Here is a 24,583-nt window from a genome sequence, read left to right as displayed (position 1 = left end):
TTATGTCACCGAATGAATTTTATAACCTTCATTTTGGAGAAAGTCTAACTAATATTGAAATAAGGGTGTAATTCTGACAAAACTAAAGAATTTATTAGGTTTTGTCCAAAACGAAGGGGTTAATCCGGATTGATTGGTATTTTAGGGTATAAGTTCTTATGGTTTATATTACGAAATGAAAGAAAAGTACATACTACAATTACAATACTATCTGCTGCGGGATTACCTTTTGTATTATATTATTTATTAATGATAAAAATGAGATTTTGAATATGTTTATTCTATAGACAGGAAATAAGAATTTTAGAATGAAGAAAGATTACAGCATTTAATGGAAATGAGGAATATTTAACATATTCCTCATTTCATTATCTAGATATCTTTATTAAGGATATTCAATATAAAGTTTCTAGTTACAATCATGGCTTTTCTATATCCTTTGCTCCATAGTCTTGTTTCGAGGTTATGATTTTCAAGAGGTTTATTTGCTTCGGCTTCGACAAACTGTAATATTTGCTTCAATTTATATAGTAGCTCTGGCATCGTATCACTCCCCTCATATTAAGAATATGCAGTAGACTAAAAAAGTGTACAAGCTATATCGTTTCTTTTATGAGGGAAGATGTAAACGGAGATAGAATATGGGATATAGTTTTCAATATTTAAATTAATATGAGGCAACTTTAACTCCTTCCATATCAGGATCTAGGAGTATAACCTTCCACTCATCTTCAAGGCTATCTAAAAAGCTTTTAGCTTCTTTTTCAAACCTTTCTGCGTTCTTTGGCTCTATTACTGCCATAAGAGTTGAGCCAGAACCGCTGATAAATTCTCCTACAGCTCCTATTTCTCTAGCTTTCTCTAGTATTATCTCTGCATTTTTAATTAGAGACTTTCTGTATGGCTGATGAATTCTATCACTAAAGCAAGTCCTAAGCTTATCAAACTCTCCATTATATAAAGCACTTATGAGCATTGCAGACCTTGATATATTAAAAACACAGTCCTCCTTTAAGTAGCTTTTTGGAAGAACTTTTCTTGATACAGCTGTACTTACTTGAAAGTTTGGTATCATTGCCGCAAATTTTAATTTATATGGGAACTGTACCTTAGAATAGCTTATTTTTTCTCCTTCTTGTAGCGAAATTACCATTCCTCCTACTATAGCAGGAACTATATTATCAGGATGGCCTTCAATTTCTGTAGCAACTTGAATTGTTTTATCTGTAGACATGATATTACCCATTAAAGCATTTGCTGCGGCAACCCCTCCAACTATACAAGCTGCACTGCTTCCTAGTCCTCTAGAAATAGGTATATCACATCTAGAAACATTTATATAAAATCCATTATACTCGTAGTTGTACATATCTAATGTTTTTGTTAAGCTAGTATAAATTAAGTTTTCTTTATAATCATCTTTGCTTTTCTGACCGTTGTTATATATTTCAGTTTTTCCGCGCTTCTTTTCAATTTCAATTTCATTGTATAAATTTAAAGCCATTCCTAACGTATCAAAACCGGGGCCCATATTAGCAGTTGTAGCAGGTATTCTAACTCTTATCATATATTTTTCCTCCTTTCTTATTTAAAAAATTTTTACGCTGTTGTTCTGATTTCATAATAGCTATCTATTAACTATTTCCTTTTCGATTACTTCATAATTGCAAGGTAAAGTTATTATATCTCCTCCTGAACTTACAGCAGTATCTGGATCCTTAAGCCCATTTCCTGTAAGTATACATACCACACTGCTGTTAGTCTTAATCTTTCCTTCTTTATAAAGTTTATATAGTCCAGCAATAGATATGCAGGAAGCAGGTTCAGCGAATATTCCTTCTAAACTAGACAGCATTTTGTAAGCTTCTAATATTTTCTCATCGCTTATTTTATCTATAATTCCTTTTGATTCTTCTAAAGCTACTACAGCCTTCTTCCAGCTTGCTGGATTTCCAATTCTTATAGCTGTTGCTATAGTTTCTGGATTTTCTACTATCTTATCGTCAACTATAGGAGCAGCTCCTTCAGCTTGAAATCCTAGCATTTTAGGTAAATTATCTATTTTGCCTTTTTCCTTAAATTCTTTGAATCCCTTCCAGTAGGCGGTTATATTGCCTGCATTTCCAACAGGTATTGACACGTAATCTGGATTTTTTCCAAGCTGCTCACAAATTTCAAAGGCAGCAGTCTTTTGACCTTCTATCCTATAAGGATTTATGGAATTTACTAAGGTAATAGGATGTTTTTTTGATATTTCCTTAACCATGTTTAAAGCATCATCAAAATTTCCATCAATGGCTATTATCTTCGCTCCATAAGCTAATGCTTGTGCTAGTTTTCCCATAGCTATTTTTTTGTTTGGTATTATAACTATAGATTTGATTCCAGCTTTAGCAGCATAAGCAGCAGCTGCTGCAGAAGTATTTCCTGTGGAGGCACATATTATAGCCTTTGAACCTTCTTCTACAGCTTTAGTAACTGCCATAGTCATTCCTCTGTCCTTAAAAGAACCTGTTGGATTTAAGCCTTCATATTTCAAATATACTTGAATTCCTGGCATAAGTTTTTCAATATTTTCTGCTCTGATTAATGGTGTATTACCTTCACATAAGCTGATTATTTTTGTATTTTCATTAACAGGTAAAAACTCTCTATATTTATCTATAAGACCCATCCATCTCATTTCTTAACCCCCAATAACAATTATTCTTTAAGTTAGTCATTTTTTAAAAATCTATCATTTGCTAAAGATTATTTATTCATCTTCTAATATCATTATCTTTTTTACATTGTTGCAGTCTATTCTTTCTCTTAACATTCTTATATTTTTATCTAATATGGCTTCATTCTCTGATTTTACAAAGGCTGCAACTTCATTTTCTAAACCATATTTGGATTTAGCAACAATATTACAGTAAGGAAACAGTTCTACTAAACCAGACATGGCTGCTATTCTGTCCTTTGTATTTATTCTAAGAAGCCATTTGTTTTCTTTTCTCCAAATAGTATTTATTGGTGCTTCTTTAGTGTCGAACAAAATTCTATTTTCTTTCTTGCTCTGCACAATGTCCATGATGTCGGAAAATACAGCACTGGCTGTAGGAAACTTTCCTGCTCCTTTTCCGATAAATACCACATCTCCCACTGCATCTCCATCTACTAAAATAGCATTATATTCATTTTCAATTTTGCCTAAGGTTGAATTTTTCCTAACCATAACTGGAGAAACAGAAGCGTATATGCTGTTTTTCTGCAATTCTGCTATTGCTAATAACTTGATCTCAAAGCCTACACTTTGAGCATATTGAAAATCCATAGGATCAATATTAGTTATTCCATTAATTTTGATGTTTTTCCAATTAATCTTCTTTTTAAAAGCTATAGTTGAAAGTATTGATAACTTTCTTGCTGCATCGTAGCCCATTACGTCGCTTTCTGGATTTGATTCAGCAAAACCCATATCTTGTGCCAATTTTAAAGCATCGTTATAACTCATATTTTCTTTACTCATTTTTGATAGTATAAAGTTAGTTGTTCCATTAAGAATTGCCTTAATACTTTTTATCTTATTCCCTACAAGGCACTCATTTATGGATTTTAGAATAGGGATTCCACCGCCAACACTAGCTTCGAATTTTAATATAACTCCGTTTTTATTCGCAATATTTAAGAGTTCTTCTCCATGTTCTGCTATTAAATCCTTATTTGCTGTAACTACATGCTTTTTTAGTTCCAGAGCTTTTTTGACATATTCATAAGCCGGGTCTATTCCTCCCATAGCTTCAACAACTATATCAACATTTTCCTTAAATATATCTTTGACATCCTTTGTAAAAATACTTGGGTTATTACTTTCATTGTGTTTTTCTAGATTTCTAACTAGTACTTTGGATAATATCAATTCATCTTTTATATTTTTTTTAAATTTATTTCTGTTTTTTAATATAAGTTCAGCTACTCCACTACCTACAGTACCATATCCTAACATAGCTATATAAGTCATTTTTATCCCTCCAATTCTTAAATGATTTTATTAAAGTATTGATAGTGGTTATGGTTTTCATAATACTTCTCTCCTTTTTGCAAATTTTTAAATATATTACATATAAACAAAAAGTAAAAACTCGCCTCTAAATAAGGGACGAGTTATAATCGCGGTTCCACCCAAATTATAGTATAATAATAATTAAATTAAGTTTTAAGTTATTATACTATCACTTTAAACTTTTAACGCTAGAAAGCGAATAATGTCTACTAAAATTCAACACTTAACTCAGAGGTGGTTTTCAATAGTCCTTGAACAGGAAGTTTTTCAGCCAGTGAACTTCCCTCTCTGTGAACAGAATACTATTTACTCTTCCTCGTCATTGTATTTAGCTTTATTAAGTTATAAGAAAAATTATAAAAAATAAAAACTCACCTCAATATTGAGGCGAGTTATGATCGCGGTTCCACTCAAATTAATAGCATAAACGTTGCTGTTTTAGCAGCGAATTTACTATCATCTCTAACCTATTAACGCTTGGTTGCGGATTATACCTACTAAGCTTCAGTACTCAACTCCAAGGTGGTTTTCAATAGTCCTTGAACAGGAAGTTTTTCAGCCAGTGAACTTCCCTCTCTGTGAACAGAATACTATTTACTCTTCCTTGTCATTGTTTTTAAATATTATTTTGTATCATTATATTCTGAAAAGTATAAAATGTCAATATATTTATTATATGTTAAAAAAATAACAATATATAAAGAAAATAAAGTGATATCTGAAAATATAGAAAATTTTTAATAAGAGTTTTACAGTAAAATTCTAAAGATTATATGAAATTAATGTTAATTAATAAAAAAAATGAGTGTTAAAAAAATAACTATTATAGAAATATGAAAACGATTATGATATCATTAAATCAGACGAAAGAGGTCATACCACTAATAAATTTTAATTATGGGGAATAATATATATTGGAAATTCAAATAATATATTCCTTATTTTGATATTTATTACATTAACTCATATAGTGTGATTAAGAATATCCTTTGTTAATAGCATATGGATAATCAGATTGTTAATAATTATTATCGTTTTTATTTACCACTCCTCATTACATATAAAAGGCACGGTCTTAATAAGGAAAAAAGATATTAATCACCACATATAAGTAAAATCGCATATAAGGAAATTTTAAATAGTTAGTAATTAAATTAAATATAAATTTATAATATGGGGGGATTTATATGGCAAAAATAAAAATACCATACCATAAACAAATGCTTGACATTGAGATAGACGATAAGAATTTGCTTGGAGTATTAGAATCAAAAGCAGCAGAATATAAAGCAACTGCATCTCAAGAAGAACTTGTAGAGATGGCTTTGGACAATCCTATAGGTAGTGAAAAACTTGAAGACTTAGTTAAAGGTAAGAAAAATATGGTTATTATAACTAGTGATCATACTAGACCAGTGCCAAGTAAGATCACAATGCCAATATTACTTAGAAGAATAAGAGAATCAAATCCTAACATAGATATAACTATACTTATTGCTACAGGATTCCATAGACCAACTACTCATGATGAACTTGTAAACAAGTTTGGTGAAGAAATAGTTAAAAATGAAAAGATTGTAGTTCACAATGCTTTCGATGACAACACTTTAGTTAAGGTTGGAACACTTCCATCAGGTGGAGAACTAATAATAAACAAACTAGCTGTTGAAACAGAGTTGTTGATTGCAGAAGGATTTATAGAAGCTCACTTCTTTGCTGGTTTCTCTGGAGGAAGAAAGAGTATACTTCCAGGTATAGCATCAGCAACGACAGTTATGGCTAACCACTGCAGTGAGTTTATAGCAAGTCCTTATGCAAGAACTGGAGTACTTGAAGGTAATCCTATACACAGAGATATGCTTTATGCAGCTGAAAAGGCTAATCTTGCTTTCATATTAAATGTTGTTATAGATAGCGAAAAGAGAGTAATAAAAGCTTTTGCAGGACATAGGGAAAAAGCTCATGAAAAAGGCTGTGAATTTGTAACAGAACTTTCAAAAGTTGATAAGATTCCAGCAGATATAGCAATTTCAACAAATGGTGGATATCCACTTGATCAAAATATTTATCAAGCAGTAAAAGGAATGACAGCAGCAGAAGCTACTTGCAAGGAAGGCGGAGTTATCATAATGGTTGCAGCTTGCAATGATGGACATGGTGGACAATCATTTTATGATAATTTAGCACAGGCTAAGTCTCCAAGAGAACTTTTAGATAGAGTAGCTAAAGTTCCTAGAAATGAGACAGTTCCAGATCAATGGGAATTCCAGATACTTGCAAGAATGTTAGATAAATATACAGTAATAATGGTTACAGATATGTGTGATCCAAACATGATAAAGAGTATGCATATGGAACATGCATTTACTTTTGAAGAAGCACTTGAAAGAGCTTATGAAATCAAAGGAAGAGATGCTAAAGTAGTAGTAATTCCAGATGGTGTTTCAGTTATAGTTAGATAATTAATTTATATAAATCATTAATTTAAACATCATTTAAACACTATTAAGTTAGGCACTATAAGAAAAGGAGAGATAAGGCATGAACATTCTGTTATGTGTAAAGCAAGTTCCAGATGATTCAGTTGAAATTCATTTGGACAATAGTACAAAACAACCAAATCTAAAAGGAGTTAGTATGGTAGCAAATGCATTTGACACATATGCATTGGAGTTAGCAGTCCGCTTTACGGAAGCTCATGGAGGAAAAGTTAGCGTACTAACTGTTGGAGCAGATGATGCTGTAAACACATTAAAAAATTGTATTGCTGTAGGAGCTAAAGAAGCATTTTTCGTAAAAGATGATGCGTATGCAAATTTAGATGCTTTAGGAGCAGCTTATGCTTTAGCAGATGCTATTCATAAAATTGAAGAAGAAAAAGGGGAAAAATTTGATTTAATTCTTTGTGGAAAAGAATCTACAGATGAAATTACTGGACAAGTGGGAGCAATGCTTGCTGAAAAGTTAGGATTAGGATTTGTTAGCAGTGCAATTGCAATCAATCCAAAAGATGGTGGCTTAGAAGTTCATCAAGAAACTGATGAAGGATACAATGTAGTTTCTGTAGGATCTCCAGCCGTAGTAACAGTAAGTAAGCCAGATTATGATCCACGTTATCCAACTATTAAGAGTAAGATGGCAAGTCGTAAAGCAGTTATTCCAACCTATTCTGCAGCAGAAATTGGAGATGTAAAACAAGCAAAAGTACGTTGCATTGAATATCTTGAACCTCCTAAGAGAGAGGCTGGTATCAAAATTCAAGAGAAAGATGTTGCATTAGCAGTAAGTGCTGCTATGGAGCAAATGAAAAAAGATAAGGCAATCTAATTAAGGAGGAAAATGAAGGTATGAAAGCACTATTATTTATTGAAACAGATGGAGAAAAAGCGTTAGGCGGAAGCCTTGAATTGATTAGCACAGCAAAAGCATTAGATGCAGAAGGAACAGCTCTTGTAGTAGGTAATAGAGCTGCAGCGGATACAGTAGCTGCTTTAGGAGTTCCAGTTATTTTCGCAGATAATGCTACAGATTGTGATAATTTGACAGAGGTATTATCACAAGTTGTTAAGGAAGAAAATCCTGATATCGTTTTACTTGCAAATACACCATTATCTAAGGACGTTGCACCACGTGTTGCTGGACGTTTAGATTTAGGATGTGTAAGTGATGTAACAGGATTAAGTAAAGATGGGGATAAAGTTATATATACTAGACCAGCTTATGGCGGTACAATTTTAGAAAATATTGAAGTAGAAGGTACTGCTATAGTAACAGTTAGAAGTGGAAGCTTTTCAAAGCCTGAAGCTGCTTCAAATGCAGGTGTTACAGAGAAAAAAGTAGAAGTTTCTGCTGATGCTATTAAGGCAAAAATTGTTGACACAGTAAAAGAAATTTCTGAATCTGTTAATTTAGAAGAAGCACAAGTTATTGTTGCTGGTGGACGTGGAATGGGAAGCGCAGAAAACTTCAAACTTGTTGAAGAATTAGCAAATGTACTTGGCGGTGTAGTAGGTGCAACAAGACCAGCAATTGAAAGTGGTTGGATTTCTCGTGCACATCAAGTTGGACAATCAGGAAAGATTGTAGCTCCAAAACTTTATATTGCATGTGGTATTTCAGGAGCAACACAACATACATCTGGAATATTAGGTTCTAATTATATCGTTGCTATTAATAAAGATGAGGAAGCTCCAATTTTTGAAATTGCTGATGTAGGTATTGTTGGAAACGCACTTGATATTCTTCCAGTTATGATTGAAGAAATGAAAAAAATAAAATCTGAATAAGAATTTATTTGTATTTTATAAAAAAAGTCAGTTAAATTATGGTATGAAAAGACTAAATAAGGGGATATGAAAATGTTGTTTTTAAGGTTTTTAATAGCTATATTACCAATTATTTGGCTGATAATAGGATTGAGCAAAATAAAAATGCAAGGCTACAAAGCTTGTAGTATTACGCTTATTATTACATTCATCTTAGCCATTGCTTTTTGGAAGTTGAATCCAGGCTATGCTGCGACAGCTGCGTTAGAGGGTATACTCAATGCCTTGTGGCCAATTTGCTTAGTTATTATTGCAGCTTTGTTTGCTTATAATTTAACTTTACGTACGGGTGCAATGGACTCCATAAAGAAGATGTTGGCTGGAGTTTCTACTGATAAAAGAGTTTTAGCATTAATTATTGGATGGGGATTCGGTAATTTCATGGAAGGTATGGCTGGGTTTGGTACAGCAGTTGCTATCCCAGCATCTATGCTAGCTGGTATTGGATTAAATCCATTTGCAGCAGTTACAGCTTGTTTAGTTGTTAATAGTACGCCAACTGCGTTTGGATCAGTTGGAATACCTTTAGTAACACTTTCATCAGTAACTGGGGTTCCATCAAATACATTAGCGGCAAATACGGCAATTATTGAAGCAATTCTTACTTTTATCAGTCCATTTATTATGGTATGTATTGTAGGCGGTGGAATAAAGGCATTAAGGGGATCATTTATTATTACATTAATTTCTGCATTATCATTTGTATTACCTTGGTATATTACAGCAACAGTAGTTGGAGCTGAATTGCCAAATATAGTAGGTTCTATTTGTTGTATGGCATTTACGGTTATTGCAGCAAAAGTCCTTAATAAAAATGCTGAAGAAGAGTATTGTATTGAAGCTCAGAGTAAGGAAGAAGAACCAGCTTTAACACTTGGTAAAGGATTACAAGCATGGTGTACATTTATTCTAATATTTATAATGCTAATGGCTACATCAACTTTATGCCCACCAATCAATGGTTTGATTTCAGGATACAAAAGTGTTGTAAGTGTATATGCTGGTGAAAATCCTGGAAAGTTGACATTTAGTTGGATTAATACACCAGGTGTTATCATTCTTATTGCTGCATTTATTGGAGGCCTTATACAAGGCGCAAAAATATCAACTATGTTAGAGGTATTAGGTTCTACATTAAAAGCAAACTGGAAAACAATTGTTACAATTTGTTCGGTTATGGCTACAGCAAAAATAATGGGTTATAGCGGTATGATTTCAGATATGGCAAGCTTTTTAGTTGTAGTTGCAGGAGGAGCATATCCGATAATTTCTCCATTAATTGGTGCTATCGGAGGATTCGTTACAGGTTCGGGTACATCAACTTGTGTGTTATTTGGGGGATTACAGGTAGAAACAGCGAAAAGTCTTGGATTCTCTCCAGCATGGATGGCGGCAGCAAATGTCCTTGGAGGAGGTATTGGAAAGATGATTTGTCCTCAAGGTATTGCCATAGGTGCTAGTGCAATTAATCAGTCAGGTTCAGAAAGTAAGATACTAGGAAAAATGTTTAAATACTTTATAACTTATGTAATTGTATCTGGAATCGTGTGCTATTTAGGTACATTATTTATAAAATAAAAATAGAAAGGAATGGATAGTATGGCTAAGTACAATGAATTAACACCAGAAATAATTGAAAAATTAAAAGAGGCAGCTCCAGGACATATTTTAACAGGTGATGAAATCAATGAAGATTATTCTCATGATGAAATGCCTATCTATGGAAAGAGAGCTCCACAAGTTGTGTTAATGGCACATTCAACAGAAGAAGTTGCTGCAGTAGTAAAGATATGTAATGAGAATAAAATACCAGTAACTCCAAGAGGAGCAGGAACAGGGCTTGTAGGAGGAGCAGTTCCTCTTTTAGGAGGAGTTCTAATAGATCTTACAAAGATGAACAAAATACTTTCTTATGACTTAGAAAACTTTGTTGTTCATGTTCAAGCAGGTGTTTTATTAAATGATCTTGCAGAAGACTGTTTAAAACAAGGATTACTATATGCTCCAGACCCTGGTGAAAAGTTTGCTTGCCTAGGTGGAAATGTTTCAACAAATGCTGGTGGAATGAGAGCTGTTAAATATGGAGCAACACGTGACTATGTACGTGCAATGAAAGTTGTTCTTCCAACAGGAGAAATTACTACATTCGGAGCTACAGTATCAAAGACAAGTTCAGGTTACAGCCTTTTAAATTTAATGATTGGTTCAGAAGGTACTCTTGGAATTATTACAGAACTTACTTTAAAAGTTATGCCAGCACCAAAGGTAGTTGCAAGTTTAATTATTCCTTTTGAAAATTTACATGATTGTATTTCTACTGTTCCTAAATTAAAAATGGCAAACTTGAATCCACAAGCACTTGAATTTATGGAAAGAGAAATTGTTTTATCTAGTGAAAGATACATTGGAAAGAGCGTATTCCCACAAGTAGTTGATGGAGTAACTGCAAATGCTTATTTACTTGTTACTTTAGATGCAAGCAGTGAGGACGAATTAAATAACCTTATTGAGCAAGCAAGTGAATTAGTATTAGAATCAGGAGCAATTGACGTTCTTGTAGCTGATACACCTGCAAAAATGAAGGATGCATGGGCTGCACGTTCTAGTTTCTTAGAAGCTATTATGGCTGAAACAAAATTATTAGATGAATGTGACGTAGTAGTCCCAGTAAATAAAATTGCTTCATATGTTGAATTTGTAAATAAAGCTGGTGAAGAATTTGGACTTGATATTAAGAGCTTTGGGCATGCAGGAGATGGAAATCTTCACATATATCAATGCAGCAATGATTTAGATGAGGAAGAATTTAAATCAAGAGTTGATAAATTCTTTGATGTTATTTATGCAGAAGCAACAAGATGCGGTGGACTTGTTTCAGGAGAACATGGAATTGGTAGTGGAAAGATAAAATACTTAGCAGATAGTGTTGGCGAAATAAATATGGAATTAATGAGAGGTATCAAAAAAGTATTTGATCCAAATGAAATTATGAATCCAGGTAAAGTATGCTGTACATTAGATGGCATTAAATAATAGAAAATATAATTTATATACAAATAAATATAATAAATACACATATATAGAAAGGTAGGAAGATTATATGAATTTTAAGCAAGATGAAAATCACCAACAATTACAAGAAATGTATCGCGATTTCGCAGAAAATGAAGTAAAACCAATTGCAAAAGAAATTGATGAAACTATGCGTTTCCCAGAAGAAAATGTAGCAAAAATGGCTGAAATGGGATTACTTGGAATACCATTCCCTGAAGAATATGGCGGAGCTGGAATGGACACATTAAGCTATATACAATGTGTAGAAGAATTATCTAAATGCTGTGCAACAACAGGTGTTATAGTTTCAGCACATACAAGCCTTGGTTCATGGCCTATTTACGCATTTGGTACAGAAGAACAAAAAGAAAAATATTTAAAACCACTTGCTTCAGGTGAAAAATTAGGTGCATTTGGATTAACAGAACCTTCTGCTGGAACTGATGCTTCTATGCAAAAGACAACAGCTGTACTTGAAGGAGATCATTATGTATTAAACGGAAGCAAAATATTTATAACTAATGCAGGATATGCAGATATATATATCGTATTTGCTATGACAGATAAGAGCAAAGGAACAAAAGGAATTTCAGCATTTATAGTTGAAAAAGATTTCCCAGGCTTCTCTGTTGGAAGTCATGAAATAAAGATGGGAATCAGAGCATCTTCTACATGTGAATTATTCTTTGATAATTGTATAGTTCCAAAAGAAAACCTTTTAGGAGAAGAAGGTCAAGGATTCAAGATTGCAATGGCAACTCTTGATGGAGGACGTATTGGTATTGCTGCACAAGCTCTTGGTATTGCAGAAGGTGCAATAGAAGAAACTATAAAATACGTTAATGAACGTGTTCAATTTGGACGTACTATTTCAAAATTCCAAAATACACAATTTGAACTTGCTAAAATGCGTGCAAATACAGAAGCTGCAAAACTTTTAGTATATCAAGCTGCATGTGCAAAGGATGCTGGTGAAAGATATACTCACTTAGCTGCTATGGCAAAATTATATGCTGCTACAAATGCTAGTGATGTAACAAGACGTTGCTTACAATTATTCGGTGGATACGGATATTCAAGTGATTATCCAATCGAAAGAATGATGCGTGATGCAAAAATAACAGAAATCTATGAAGGAACATCAGAAGTTCAAATGATGGTAATCTCTGGATGGATGGGTCTTAAATAATCCAATAATATGATATAAAAAAGATGGAAGATATATAATGTATCTTCCATCTTTTTTATTGTTCTAATATACTTTTTTTATCTTTAATCTCATGCATTTTTAGCATAACCATTCTTGTTACTGGTTGAGCAATAAGTGCTTCTACTGCAAAGGAAATTGCAGCATAGTGAAAATTTAAAGTTAAAAATTTATACAATACTTTTTCTCTAACTTTACTGGATGATATGATTTTTTTGCTTTTCTAAGACCTTCGATGCCTAAATCTTGTTCCCTATTAATATATTCTACTTCTCTAAGATAATTTTCTACAAAAGTTTTATTAGTGAAGGCATATATTCCACTTATGTTTCTTAGACCCTTTTCAAAGTGAACTATTGCCATATTGTCATTTACAATTTCACCTGCAGTAAATGAAACTATATTATCATCAACATAAACAGCCATTCCTTTTAAATTCAATATATCGAAGTAGTTTATAACTTCTATAATTCCATTTAATTCATAGGTTAAATATTCATTTCCAGTATAATTTTCAGCATACCACTTCTTTGAAAGCTTAATACAATCTTCTTTTACATTAGGTTCTCCAAAATCTTTTATGCTGTAGTTATATTTTTTTATAAATTGATTATAATGATTTTTCTTTCCATGAAGCTTTTTCCCAGATAGGGTAGCTAATTTATCTTTTAAATATATATAATCAAAATTATCTATATCCTCTTCTATACGAGCTGCATCACCGTATATGCCCTTAAAGTCTTCTAGGAATGAATCTTCTACATCTTTGAATAGATAATTCATGTTATTTTCTTTTTGATATTCTCTTAATACTTCAATTAATTCTTTAAGATTATTTTTAGTGTATCCGATAGGCTGCATAAAGTGGTAATTCCCTTTAAAATCCTTCTTTTTTATTATAAGAATATCATTATATATAGCATATTGAATGTCGCAAGCCTTTCTCCATATAAGTAATGTAGTAAAAGAATACTCGCAAGTAGTAAACTCATAATCTTTTAAGTACTTATCTAGAGTATGTTTATCTTCAATAGCTAATGGTTTAAATACTAGCATAATAGTCTCCTTTAAAATAAATTTGTTATTATAATAATTTATCTAAAATGTTTTATATAAGAATATTATCCCATTCACTTCGTAAAATGCCATAGAGATACATATCATGTCTTTTGCCATCTCTATGAATAAATTCTCTATAAACCCCTTCCTTTTTAAAGCCGAGTTTTTCATAAAGGGCTATGGCAGGTTTATTATAAGATAATACTGTAAGCTGAATTCTATGAAGGTTTAATTCTTGGAATCCAAACTCTAAGGTAAGGGATAATGCTTCTTTTCCTATTCCTTTACCTCTAAAGTTATTATCTCCTATACCTATATAAATGGTTGCTGTACCATTATTCCATAGAATATTTTCAAAGCCTGTAACTCCAACTAATTTATCTGCTCCTTTAGTTTTTACAGCAAATATATACCTATCATGCGAATTGTTTATATCTAAAAGCATTTCTCGAAGCTTCGTTTGGCATTGCGGGAAAGCTGGGATAACATCATAAAGTCTGAGGAAGCCTGTATCATTATACCAAGCTTCAAAAGTAGGTAAATATTCTTCTTTAAAAGAAGTCAATTTAACATTATTACCTACAAGTAATTGTTTTATTAGCATAAAATTATTACCTCCAAATTGTTAAACATGCATAAACTTCACCTAGTTGTATTAGCACATACTCATAAATAAGTCATACAAACAAAAGTGAAGTTTATATCTCATAAAAATATTTTATTTATAGAACAACTAAAATAAAATTTCCTGTCCTCTTCTGTGAATAGGAATTATTTTAGTATCATGTTCTTTTATTTTTTTACCAAAGTTTTTTGTAATTTCAGTATGATTTTCAAAATGCATTGGTATAAACAATTTTGGGTGCAGATTTTTAATAAAGTATTCTCCACCTAAATAGTAGTATTCTTTTAATCTAGGGTCTACAGGAAAGAAAGCTATATCTATTGGCACCCCTTTAAGTTTGTTTATTTCGGCTTTAAAGTCTTTAGCCATTTGACTATTATATTCATCACTTTCATCATACCAATGCCACCAGTTTAAATCGCCAGCATGAAATATATTTATATTATCTGCTTTTATAAGAAAAGATACGCCAATATCTGTTGAGCCATATGCTTTTATGATTATATCATCCAGGATAAGACTATCATCTTTTGAAATTAATCTATGTTCAGGAAAACTATCCTTAATCTCTATGTCACTGCTCAAAATATATTTTACCTTATCATTAATATTTTGCCAATTGAATATTAATGGGTTAAAGTGATCTTCGTGACCATGAGATACTAACACATAAATATTTTTCTGTGTATAAAAAACTTCATCAGGAATCACACCAGTATCAAGACTTCTTTCCTTACTATCACTAATATCGTTAAAATAATCAAATATAAATATATGGGAAGCTGTTTCCAGTATAAATCCATCATGATATAGGTAATGAACTTTAGCCTTATTCATAGAAAACTCCTTAATTATTATTTTTTTGGAAGAATTTCAGTCCAATAGCCATCTGGATCAGATATGAAGTAAATTCCCATTTCCTTATTTTCATAGCATATACATCCCATATTTTTATGATATTCATAAGCTGCATCAAAATCATCAACGGTTACAGCTAGGTGAAACTCATTTTCTCCAAGATTATAAGGTTCTTTTCTATCTCTTAACCAAGTGAGTTCAAGTTGGTGTTTAGTTGAACCATCTGATAAGTAAACTAAAATAAAATCTCCATTTGGATGATTATATCTTCTAATCTCTTCAAATCCTAATGCATCCTTATAAAATTTTAGGCTTTTCTCAAGATTTAAAACATTGATATTATTATGATCAAAACTAAATTTCATTTTAACTCTCCTTTTCTATGATTTAAATAGTTTTAATTAAATAGTAGTAATAATTATTATTATATATCATTTTAGAAATAAATTGTGAAAAAAATTTTATTAGATATTACATTTATAGTAACAACTAGTCCTTACTGAATGATAATTATAATAATTAAGAGTTATCAATTTATTCAACAATATAATAATTAACAGATAACTATATTTTTCTACAGTACATCACAAAAAAAATCGATAATAAATTATAATGGTATTATCAAACAAAATTTATTTATTTTTCAGAAGGAGGTATAACTATGAAGTTAAAAAGGTTGAGCTTTAGAACTATAGGCACTAAGTTGATTGTTAGTTTTATGCTTATGTGTTTAATCCCCATAATAATTTTAGGGATTACCTCATATTATGAGGCTAAATCTGTGTTAAGTAAAAAGCTAGAAACAACCAGTGTGCAAACTTTACTAGAGATAAATAGAGGGTTAGATAATTATTTTAATGGTATATCTAATCAACTAAGTATGTTATCAAATAATGCAGCACTTAAAAATGTAGAATTACATACCAATTATATGAATTCTGCTAAGCTACTGATAAAGGATGTAAAAGAAAGTAATGAAGACATAATAAATGTATATTTTGGAACAAATACTGGGAAATTTTTAATTTATCCTGAAAGTGATATGGGAGATAACTATAATCATAAAACAAGAACTTGGTATACTTTTGCACTAGGTAAAAAAGGACAAGTGGTTATAACTGATCCATTTAAGGATGTTCAGACAGGAAAAACTGTAGTTTCTGTAGCAAAGACTGTGGAGAGAAATGGAGAAGTGATTGGAGTTGTAGGGATGAATATATCCCTGGAAACTTTATCAGAGCAATTATCTGAAATTAAAATAGGTGATTTGGGATACTTATTTATATCTGATAGTAAAGGAGTAATTGTTGCTCATCCACAAAAGGAACTCATTGGTGTAGATGAAGCTGCTAAGCTAAGTGTTTGGAATGAGATAAAGGAAAATAATAATGGATTCACCAGATACAAATTACAAGGAGAAGATAAATTTGCCTCATATCAGACCAATGAAAAAACCGGATGGAAATTAATAGGGTCAATGAATGAATATGAATTAGTTAATGACACAAACAGTATAAAATATATGATTGTAATAGAAGTGCTAGTTATGGCCATACTTTCTATAGTCGTGTCCATAGTATTAAGTAGGGGAATGACCTCAAATATAAATAAATTAAAATTTGTTTTTAATAAAGCATCTCAAGGGGATTTAACGTCTACAGTAGACATTAAATCAAAAGATGAATTTGGACAGCTTGGAAGAGATTTTAATTCAATGATGGAGAACATTTCAATCTTGATTAAAAATATAGGAATTTCATCAAAGACAGTATTAGATACATCTTCTAATCTTGCTAATATGGCAGAGGAAACTACAGCGTCTATTGAGCAAGTATCTCAAGCGATAGAAGAAGTATCCTCAGGAGCAATAAATCAAGCCCAACATTCTCAGGAAAGTGTTAAGAATATGGGAGATTTATCTGATAAATTGGATAATATTGCACAGTCTGCAGAACATATGGGGCAAATATCTTCAGATACTCAATCTTTAAGTTCCAAAGGATTAGATGAGTTAAAAGTTTTAGCTGAGAAGTCTAAAGTTACAAAAGATTCTGCTGTGGAGGTAAGTAAAACTGTTCAAGATGTAAACGCTAGCATGATGGAGATTAACGCAATTTCTGATACTATATCTCAAATTACTGAACAGACTAATTTGTTATCTCTAAATGCTTCTATTGAAGCTGCAAGAGCAGGAGAAAGTGGAAAAGGATTTGCAGTAGTAGCAGATGAGATCAGGAAGTTAGCAGAGCAGTCTAAAAATTCAACAGAAGATATAAAGAAGATAATAGAGAAAGTAAAATATAAGTCTTTAAATTCAGTAGAAGCCATGAATAAAGTTAAAGACACCATTAAAGAACAGGAGGAGGCTGTACTTCAGACACAAGAGATATTTAAAGATATTATAAATTCTGTTTTTGTATTGACGGATAAAGTAAATGCAATCAAAATTTCCATAGAGGAAATACAGAATAAAAAGGATAGTGTATTGGAAGAGATAGAGAACATTTCTTCCATTTCAGAGGAAACTGCATCTTCAACAGAGGAAGTAGCTGTATCGGCACAGGAAATTAATGGTACTATGGAGGAGTTTTCTAAGTATGCAGCAGAGCTACAGGAATTATCAGAAAAACTGGAAACTGAAATCGCTAAATTCAAAGTGTAATAAAATACCATCTTTGGTCAAGTTTTAACCAAAGATGGTATTTTAAGTTTTTTATCTAGTAGGGGTAGCAGTGGATGTAATTTGCTGAGGATACTGAGCAGCGCCTCCAAATACTTCTACAAATTTTATAGAATAAATATCTGCTATTTGTAAATCATTAGAGTTAAAAGGAACCAAGGCTATGTGATCTATTCCTACTTCAACTAAGGTTCCTACACGGTCAGTAAGTATATTAGTTCCTATTAAAAATTCAACCCTCATTGCTTTACCAAGTTGTGTTCTTAAAAATCCTTGAATATAGTTTCTGTTCTGCTGTACAGGAGCACCAGGTTCCATTTCAAAGTCAGGTCCTCCTTCTACTACAGGTGTTTGAGCACCAGCCATACCAGTCGTGCCAGGCATAGTAGTAGCTTGAGGTGACGTTGTTGGTGTAGGCATCTGCTGGTAAGGCATTATTGGCTGTTGCCACTGCATCATTGGCATTTGAGCATACATAGGATTTTGTACCTCAGGCATTTGCCTATAATCAAAATCTAACCAATCTTCCATAAAAGTGGCCTCCTTGATAAATTAATATATATATAATTTTAAATTATAACTAGGTTTGAGCATAAAGTTCTGTTGGGTTATAGAAACAGTGATTTCCAACCCTAACTTGGAATGAACCTGTTCTATTTCTAGGGAAATAATATGGACAATCAGGTCTGAATGGATTAAAGTACCATAATGAAGCTCCAACATTGAATAAACGCTGACCAGATATTGCCCAATCCGCTATTTGAAAATGTATTTCTTGTGGGGGATTAGCCCAAATGGTTTGAGGGTTGGGCTGGCCATTAAGTACAGAGCGGACACAGTCAAATTGCCCTTCTTGATAAATTATTTTTCTAATGCTTCCTTGACCTACTCTACGATATTCACCATAAGGAACTCTAACTCTATTCATAACAACAGTGGCTACAGCTTTCATTCCATTTTCACCTTCACCACCAGCTTCACATCGTATAATTCTAGCCAGCAGCTCTCTATCCGAATAAGCCAAATATTTTCACCTCATTAATTGTGCTCACAATATAGCTTATTCATAATTTATCAAAAGGTACTTACTTTTTTAAAAATTTTATAAAAAATATATATAAGAGCATATTTTGAGAATATGCTTTATTATGATTTATTTAAAAATAAATTTATATATTACCATTGTAACTTTAGAGACTTTATACATAAAAATTTAACTGGTAACTTTTTATATTTATGATAAAATGATTTGTGTAGCAGATAAAAAAGGGGAGATTTACATATGAAAATAAAAAATTTTTTTAAGGATTGGATAGTTCCAATTATAGCAGCAATTATTCTTGCAGTCTTAATAAATAAATTTCTATTTTTCCAAGTTTCAGTACCAACAAAATCTATGTATCCAACCATAAAACCAAAGGATAGGATGATTGTTACAAGAATATATAATAAAGAAAAATTAAAAAGAGGAGACATTATAGTATTTTATTCTGAAGAACTTGGGGAAACTCTTATAAAAAGATTAATAGGACTTCCAGGCGATGAGATAAAGATAGACCAAAATAGGAATGTATATGTAAATGGAGTAAAGCAAGATGAACCTTATGTTGTCTATAATGGAGGAAAAGGCGGCGAGTTTAAGGTGCCAGAAGGACATTACTTTTTTATGGGAGATAATAGAGCAAACTCATGGGACAGTAGGTATTGGCAAGAGCATTATATTTCTGCAGATGATATAAAAGGAAAAGCTAGGTTTATAGTATTTCCATTTAATAGATTTGGTAAATTTAAATACGGAGAAGCTGCCGTTGCTGGATCAAATTAATCCAGCAATTTTTTGAAAGAAATAAGAGTGATATCTAAAAATCAAATAATCTTATAGGGGAATTTTTAAAATATCTTCTTATAAAAAATTATAAAATAAAAAATGCCATACATGGAGGTGGGAGGGAAATACGAGATTTCTTTTTCCATGTATGACTTGTGGTTTACATATCTAATATTATTATCATACTAAGTAATATTATGTGTATTATTAATAATATTATATCTATTATTTCTTATTAATAATATTGTATTATTGATTGATTTCAATGTCAATAAAAGTATTAGTATATTTTGAAATATTATATGTAAATATTTAATTTATGGGAAATTAGTTCATTTTAAATTTGAGACTTTCAATAAATATAAAACCCTTGTAGAGTGCAGAGATTAAAGGTATAATAGTCATTATGGATTTAGTAATAAATAATGAAACAATTAATTAACCTATGACAATAATATAACTAGCTGAAACACCTGATTTAATAGGAGGTCATGTAATGTTCCAAAACAAGAAATTTAAGTACCTTGTATATTATATTACTGGAGTTATGATATTATTGCTTATATTAAACTCAGTGCTTAGAAGTGCTAGAACTGAGCATATAAAATATAGCGAATTTGAAAAAATGGTTGAACAAAAGGCTATAGAAGAAGTTCAAATAAGCGATAATCAAATAATAATTGTTCCAAAGGAGAAAAAAGGAGTCAATCAAAAAATAAAATATACTAGCAATATTGAAAGAAATAATATAAGACCTTTGATAGATAAATTAAAGGCTGCTGGTATAAAGTATGACGGACCTGTAAGTAATAATGATCCGTTGAAGAATTTCTTTATTAACTGGATATTGCCTATATTTATGTTCATGCTTATCGGAAGAATAATATTTGGTTCCGTGGAAAAAAGAATGGGTAGTGGAGTAATGTCTTTTGGAAAGAATAATGCTAAGATTTATGGAGAAAATGAAACAGGAGTAACATTTGATGATGTTGCAGGACAAGATGAAGCTAAGGAGTCATTAGCTGAAATTGTAGATTTTCTTCACAATCCAGATAAATATGTAGAGATAGGAGCAAAGCTTCCAAAGGGAGCACTTTTAGTAGGACCTCCAGGAACAGGTAAAACTTTGCTTGCAAAGGCAGTAGCAGGAGAAGCGAAGGTAGCATTTTTCTCTTTGTCTGGTTCCAGCTTTGTAGAGATGTTTGTAGGTATGGGAGCAGCTAGGGTTAGGGACTTATTTAAGCAGGCAGAGGAAAAAGCTCCATGTATAGTTTTTATAGATGAGATTGATGCTATAGGAAAGAGCAGAGATGGTGCTATAAGCGGTGGAGGAAATGATGAGAGAGAGCAAACTTTAAATCAGCTTTTATCAGAAATGGATGGGTTTGACTCATCAAAAGGAGTGGTGATACTTGCTGCAACAAATAGACCAGAGGTTTTAGATAAGGCTCTTTTAAGACCAGGTAGATTTGATAGAAGAGTAATTGTAGATACTCCGGATTTAAAGGGTAGAGAAGCTATATTAAAGGTTCACGCTAAAGAGGTCAAAATGTCTGATGATGTAAATTTACATGATATTGCAAAATCTACACCAGGTGCAGTAGGAGCTGACATTGCTAACATAGTAAATGAAGCTGCCCTTATTGCTGTTAAAAATGGTAGGAAAGCAGTGATTCAACAAGATTTAGAGGAAGCGGTAGAAGTAATTATTGCTGGTAAAGAGAAGAAAGACAGAATAATGTCTGATAAAGAAAAGAGAATAGTAGCTTTCCATGAAGTAGGGCATGCTTTGGTTGCAGCTTTGTTAAAGCATACTGACCCTGTACACAAGATAACTATAATTCCTAGAACTATGGGAGCATTAGGGTATACTATGCAGCTTCCAGAAGAAGAAAAATATTTGGTAAGTAAAGAAGAAATGATGGATCAAATAACTGTAATGCTAGGAGGAAGAGCCGCAGAGGAAGTAGAATTCAACTCTATTTCTACAGGTGCTTCAAATGATATAGAAAAAGCAACCCAAACTGCTAGAAATATGGTTACAATATATGGGATGACAGAAAGATTCGATATGATGGCATTAGAATCAGTTTCAAGTAGATATCTTGATGGAAGACCTTTTAGAAATTGCAGTGATAACACAGCAGCCCTTGCTGATGAAGAAACATTAAAAATTATAAAGCAGGCTCATGATAAGGCTATCAAAATATTAGAAGAAAATAAGGAATTATTAACAGCTATATCGGAAAGACTTATTGATAAAGAAACCCTTACGGGAGAAGAATTTATGGATATGATTAATAATTTCGGTAAAGAAAAAACTATTGAAGAACAGAAAGAAGAAAATATTAAAGAAGAAATTAATGAAGAAGATAAAAAAATTGTTGCCTTAGATGATGCTGAAGATAAGATAGAATAATTAATATTAGTGACTATGAGATAGTACAGTGTAAATAGCATTGTACTATTTTATAATTTTAAAATTTATATAAAGGAATGATTTAAATGGAAAATAAAGAATTAGAAATTGAAGTTAAAAAAGAAATTGAGTTTGAAATGGAAAAACAAAGGGTAGAGGAAACTGTTGATCTAATAAAAAAAGAGATTAGAAATTACATAGATAAGAGAACAAATTTAACTGAATATTTAGTAGAAGCTAGAAAGAAAGCTTTGGAAGAATATAGAGATGATGAAGATAAGCTAATAGAGTATTTTGACCATGAAAGGTTCGTAACAGAAGAAGCTTTTAAGACTATAGATAGAAAATTTAGAGAGCTAACAATACTTCAATCATCTCCGTATTTTGGAAGAGTGGATTTTAAGGAAAAAGAATTTGATGAGGAAGACAAAATATACATAGGGAGATTTGGACTTACTCCAGAGAATTCTTATGAACCAGTTGTGGTAGATTGGAGAGCGCCAGTAGCAGCTTTGTTTTATGCTGGAAAACTAGGAGATGCATATTATGAAGCACCTGTTGGGAAAGTTTCAGTGGATATTAAAGGAAAAAGACAATTTATAATAAAAAAAGAAAAGCTTCTTGGAATGTTCGATTCAGAGTTAGAGGTAAAGGATGAGATTCTTCAAATAGTTTTAAGCAAGAACGCTGGAGAGAAGCTAAAGGATATAATAATGACAATACAGGCGGAGCAGGACAATATAATAAGGCAGCCTAAAGATAAGACAATTGTAGTAGATGGGACTGCGGGAAGCGGAAAAACAACTATAGCACTTCATAGAGTAGCTTATCTTTTATATAATTATAGAAAAGTTCTCCAAGATAAAGTTCTTATATTAGGACCTAATGATATATTTATGGAGTATATTTCAACAGTACTTCCTAGCCTTGGAGAAATAGGAGTAAGACAACAGACATTTACAGAGTTTGCTCTGGATATATTGGATTTAGATAATGTAATGAGCATTAGAGAGTATATGGAAAGAATAATAAATAAGGATGAAGAATTTATAAAAGATATGCTCTTTAAAATATCAGATGAGTTTATAAATGAATTAGATAAGTTTATAAGCCTTTTAAATGATCAATATTTTAAAATCCAAGACTTATATTTTGATGAGGAAATTATAGTACCAAAGGAAGCAATAGAGGAGCTTTTTGCATATTATAAGGATATGCCTTTATTTAGGAGAAGCGCTAAGATAAAAAGAATACTATTTTCTAAGATTAAAGATGTAAGAGATGAAAAGATAAGGGAAATAGAAAAGTGGTATAGGAATGCTATATCTCAATTAAATGCGGAGCAGAGAAACTTGGAGGAAAGTAATATTATTTTTAAAAGAAAAATAAAGATACGTGAAGTTATAGAGAAGGTAATGAAAGCTAAGCAATCCTTAGAATGGCTTAACAATGAAAGTTGTCTAGAACTTTATAATGGATTGAATAGAAATAAGAAGTTGACTATAGATGATTTAGCTCCAATTTTATACTTAAAAATAAAATTAGAAGGATTAAAGCTTAAGGATGAGATAAAACATGTTGTAATAGATGAAGCTCAAGATTATAGTTTTCTTCAATTTAAAGTAATTAAAGAACTTACAAATTGCAAAGGATATACTATAGTTGGAGATAGAAATCAAAGGCTTATACCTTTCATAGGAGAAATTCCTATGATGAGACTTAAAGAGATTTTAGATAATGTGGAATATTTTCCATTAAATAAAAGTTATAGGTCTACTAAAGAAATAATGGAATATGCAAATAAGTATTTAAAAGAGGATAAAATCGTACCTATAGTTAGAAGTGGAAAAGAGGTTGTAGAAAAAGATTTTTCTAACCTAGATGCATTATGTAATGAGATAGATAAAACTATCCATAATCTAAGAAAAGAAGGATTAGAAAGTATAGCTATAATATGCAGGAATCTCGATACAACAAAAAAAATAGCCTCAATCATTAAGAAAAAGACTAAAATAAAGATTATAGATAGGGAAGAGATAATATACAATAAAGGAGAAGTAATAATACCTTCATATTTTGCAAAAGGATTAGAATTTGATGCTGTAATAGCAATAGGAGAAAAGGATAAAAACATCATAGAAGATAAAGCAATGTATGTTATGTCAACAAGAGCACTTCACCAGCTTTATATCTACAGAATATAAGAAAAATGCTTGGCATTTTTCTTATATTTAAATTACCTATGAAATTTGCATTTAGCAAAGTTTCAATTCTTATAGAAGCTCTAATATTCCTAGTATTTCACAAATACACATAAATTAATGAATAAACTGAACTTTGCAGTTTGCTATTTATACCAGAAGTTTCGCAGATTAAAAAATAAATAGGGCGTAGCCCCTTGATATGTAATGGTTTAGATGAATAATAATTGAAATATGTAAATTCCGATTTTTACTGGAAAAAATTTAGGGTTTAAAAATGAA

21 protein-coding genes, 1 pseudogene and 2 other annotated features are annotated in these 24,583 nt (G+C 31.6%); of the genes and pseudogenes, 11 read left to right on the top strand and 11 right to left on the bottom strand.

Annotation, left to right across the window (positions count from 1 at the left end):
* Positions 1-126: 126 nt before the first annotated feature.
* Positions 127-270: pseudogene (locus CPAL_RS14085) on the top strand (VanZ family protein); the annotation flags it as partial.
* A gap of 102 nt (positions 271-372) precedes the next feature.
* Here CPAL_RS14085 and CPAL_RS13855 read toward each other — a convergent pair.
* The 4 genes from CPAL_RS13855 to CPAL_RS05615 form a co-directional block, all read right to left on the bottom strand.
* On the bottom strand, positions 373-543 hold the full coding sequence (locus CPAL_RS13855; protein WP_165815395.1) for a hypothetical protein: 171 nt from the start codon (positions 541-543) through the stop codon (positions 373-375).
* Positions 544-667: 124 nt separating this feature from the next.
* Complete coding sequence (gene thrB / locus CPAL_RS05625; RefSeq protein ID WP_106024248.1) at positions 668-1,567, bottom strand: homoserine kinase; 900 nt, start codon at positions 1,565-1,567, stop codon at positions 668-670.
* Positions 1,568-1,627: 60 nt separating this feature from the next.
* Positions 1,628-2,683, bottom strand: coding sequence for a threonine synthase (gene thrC / locus CPAL_RS05620; protein ID WP_061858179.1), 1,056 nt, complete (start codon positions 2,681-2,683; stop codon positions 1,628-1,630).
* Between the two features lie 72 nt (positions 2,684-2,755).
* Positions 2,756-4,003: a homoserine dehydrogenase gene (locus CPAL_RS05615; RefSeq protein WP_106024247.1), complete on the bottom strand. Its 1,248-nt coding sequence runs from the start codon at positions 4,001-4,003 to the stop codon at positions 2,756-2,758.
* Positions 4,004-4,134: 131 nt separating this feature from the next.
* Positions 4,135-4,377 (bottom strand) — a binding site (T-box leader).
* Between the two features lie 48 nt (positions 4,378-4,425).
* Positions 4,426-4,665: a binding site (T-box leader), on the bottom strand.
* A 567-nt stretch (positions 4,666-5,232) separates the two neighbouring features.
* On the opposite strand from CPAL_RS05615, the gene larA reads away from it, so the two are divergent.
* The 6 genes from larA (at position 5,233) to CPAL_RS05585 (ending at position 12,613) form a co-directional block, all read left to right on the top strand.
* Entirely contained in the window at positions 5,233-6,507 is a 1,275-nt protein-coding gene (gene larA, locus CPAL_RS05610) for a nickel-dependent lactate racemase (RefSeq protein ID WP_106024246.1), read from the top strand.
* 79 nt (positions 6,508-6,586) lie between these two features.
* Complete coding sequence (locus CPAL_RS05605) at positions 6,587-7,372, top strand: electron transfer flavoprotein subunit beta/FixA family protein (RefSeq protein WP_061858176.1); 786 nt, start codon at positions 6,587-6,589, stop codon at positions 7,370-7,372.
* Between the two features lie 20 nt (positions 7,373-7,392).
* Complete coding sequence (locus CPAL_RS05600; protein WP_106024245.1) at positions 7,393-8,331, top strand: electron transfer flavoprotein subunit alpha/FixB family protein; 939 nt, start codon at positions 7,393-7,395, stop codon at positions 8,329-8,331.
* Between the two features lie 72 nt (positions 8,332-8,403).
* Positions 8,404-9,948 (top strand): L-lactate permease, encoded by a 1,545-nt coding sequence (locus tag CPAL_RS05595; protein ID WP_106024244.1) that lies wholly within the window; start codon positions 8,404-8,406, stop codon positions 9,946-9,948.
* A gap of 21 nt (positions 9,949-9,969) precedes the next feature.
* Positions 9,970-11,403, top strand: a complete 1,434-nt coding sequence (locus tag CPAL_RS05590; protein WP_106024243.1) for an FAD-binding oxidoreductase — start codon at positions 9,970-9,972, stop codon at positions 11,401-11,403.
* Positions 11,404-11,470: 67 nt separating this feature from the next.
* Positions 11,471-12,613, top strand: a complete 1,143-nt coding sequence (locus CPAL_RS05585; protein ID WP_106024242.1) for an acyl-CoA dehydrogenase — start codon at positions 11,471-11,473, stop codon at positions 12,611-12,613.
* 55 nt (positions 12,614-12,668) lie between these two features.
* Here the strand turns inward: CPAL_RS05585 and CPAL_RS13850 are convergent, their stop codons facing one another.
* The 5 genes from CPAL_RS13850 to CPAL_RS05565 form a co-directional block, all read right to left on the bottom strand.
* Positions 12,669-12,809: a hypothetical protein gene (locus CPAL_RS13850; RefSeq protein WP_156473375.1), complete on the bottom strand. Its 141-nt coding sequence runs from the start codon at positions 12,807-12,809 to the stop codon at positions 12,669-12,671.
* Complete coding sequence (locus CPAL_RS05580) at positions 12,794-13,687, bottom strand: DUF2156 domain-containing protein (protein WP_061858172.1); 894 nt, start codon at positions 13,685-13,687, stop codon at positions 12,794-12,796. Before CPAL_RS05580 ends, CPAL_RS13850 begins: the two co-directional genes overlap by 16 nt.
* Before the next feature lie 52 nt (positions 13,688-13,739).
* Positions 13,740-14,294 carry a GNAT family N-acetyltransferase gene (locus tag CPAL_RS05575; protein WP_061858171.1) on the bottom strand — a complete coding sequence of 185 codons (555 nt, stop codon included), beginning with the start codon at positions 14,292-14,294 and terminating at the stop codon, positions 13,740-13,742.
* A 129-nt stretch (positions 14,295-14,423) separates the two neighbouring features.
* On the bottom strand, positions 14,424-15,152 hold the full coding sequence (locus tag CPAL_RS05570; RefSeq protein WP_106024241.1) for an MBL fold metallo-hydrolase: 729 nt from the start codon (positions 15,150-15,152) through the stop codon (positions 14,424-14,426).
* A 17-nt stretch (positions 15,153-15,169) separates the two neighbouring features.
* Positions 15,170-15,538, bottom strand: a complete 369-nt coding sequence (locus CPAL_RS05565; protein ID WP_061858169.1) for a VOC family protein — start codon at positions 15,536-15,538, stop codon at positions 15,170-15,172.
* A gap of 296 nt (positions 15,539-15,834) precedes the next feature.
* Here CPAL_RS05565 and CPAL_RS05560 point away from each other — a divergent pair, with 296 nt between their 5' ends.
* Entirely contained in the window at positions 15,835-17,835 is a 2,001-nt protein-coding gene (locus tag CPAL_RS05560) for a methyl-accepting chemotaxis protein (protein WP_061858168.1), read from the top strand.
* Positions 17,836-17,886: 51 nt separating this feature from the next.
* Here the strand turns inward: CPAL_RS05560 and CPAL_RS05555 are convergent, their stop codons facing one another.
* A complete protein-coding gene (locus CPAL_RS05555) occupies positions 17,887-18,384 on the bottom strand; it encodes a hypothetical protein (RefSeq protein WP_061858167.1) in 498 nt (165 codons plus the stop codon).
* 49 nt (positions 18,385-18,433) lie between these two features.
* Positions 18,434-18,877 carry a cell wall hydrolase gene (locus CPAL_RS05550; protein WP_061858166.1) on the bottom strand — a complete coding sequence of 148 codons (444 nt, stop codon included), beginning with the start codon at positions 18,875-18,877 and terminating at the stop codon, positions 18,434-18,436.
* Positions 18,878-19,135: 258 nt separating this feature from the next.
* Here CPAL_RS05550 and lepB point away from each other — a divergent pair, with 258 nt between their 5' ends.
* The 3 genes from lepB to CPAL_RS05535 all read left to right on the top strand — a co-directional run bounded on the left by lepB (position 19,136) and on the right by CPAL_RS05535 (position 24,304).
* Positions 19,136-19,678, top strand: a complete 543-nt coding sequence (gene lepB, locus CPAL_RS05545) for a signal peptidase I (protein WP_061858165.1) — start codon at positions 19,136-19,138, stop codon at positions 19,676-19,678.
* 499 nt (positions 19,679-20,177) lie between these two features.
* A complete protein-coding gene (ftsH, locus tag CPAL_RS05540) occupies positions 20,178-22,100 on the top strand; it encodes an ATP-dependent zinc metalloprotease FtsH (RefSeq protein ID WP_106024240.1) in 1,923 nt (640 codons plus the stop codon).
* 86 nt (positions 22,101-22,186) lie between these two features.
* Positions 22,187-24,304 carry a HelD family protein gene (locus CPAL_RS05535; RefSeq protein WP_106024239.1) on the top strand — a complete coding sequence of 706 codons (2,118 nt, stop codon included), beginning with the start codon at positions 22,187-22,189 and terminating at the stop codon, positions 24,302-24,304.
* Positions 24,305-24,583: the final 279 nt, after the last annotated feature.

The sequence above is a fragment of the Clostridium thermopalmarium DSM 5974 genome (assembly GCF_002995795.1).
GTDB lineage: Bacteria > Bacillota > Clostridia > Clostridiales > Clostridiaceae > Clostridium_H > Clostridium_H thermopalmarium.
Note: the sequence above shows the minus strand (reverse complement) of the source record. Positions and strands in the feature narration are given on the sequence as shown.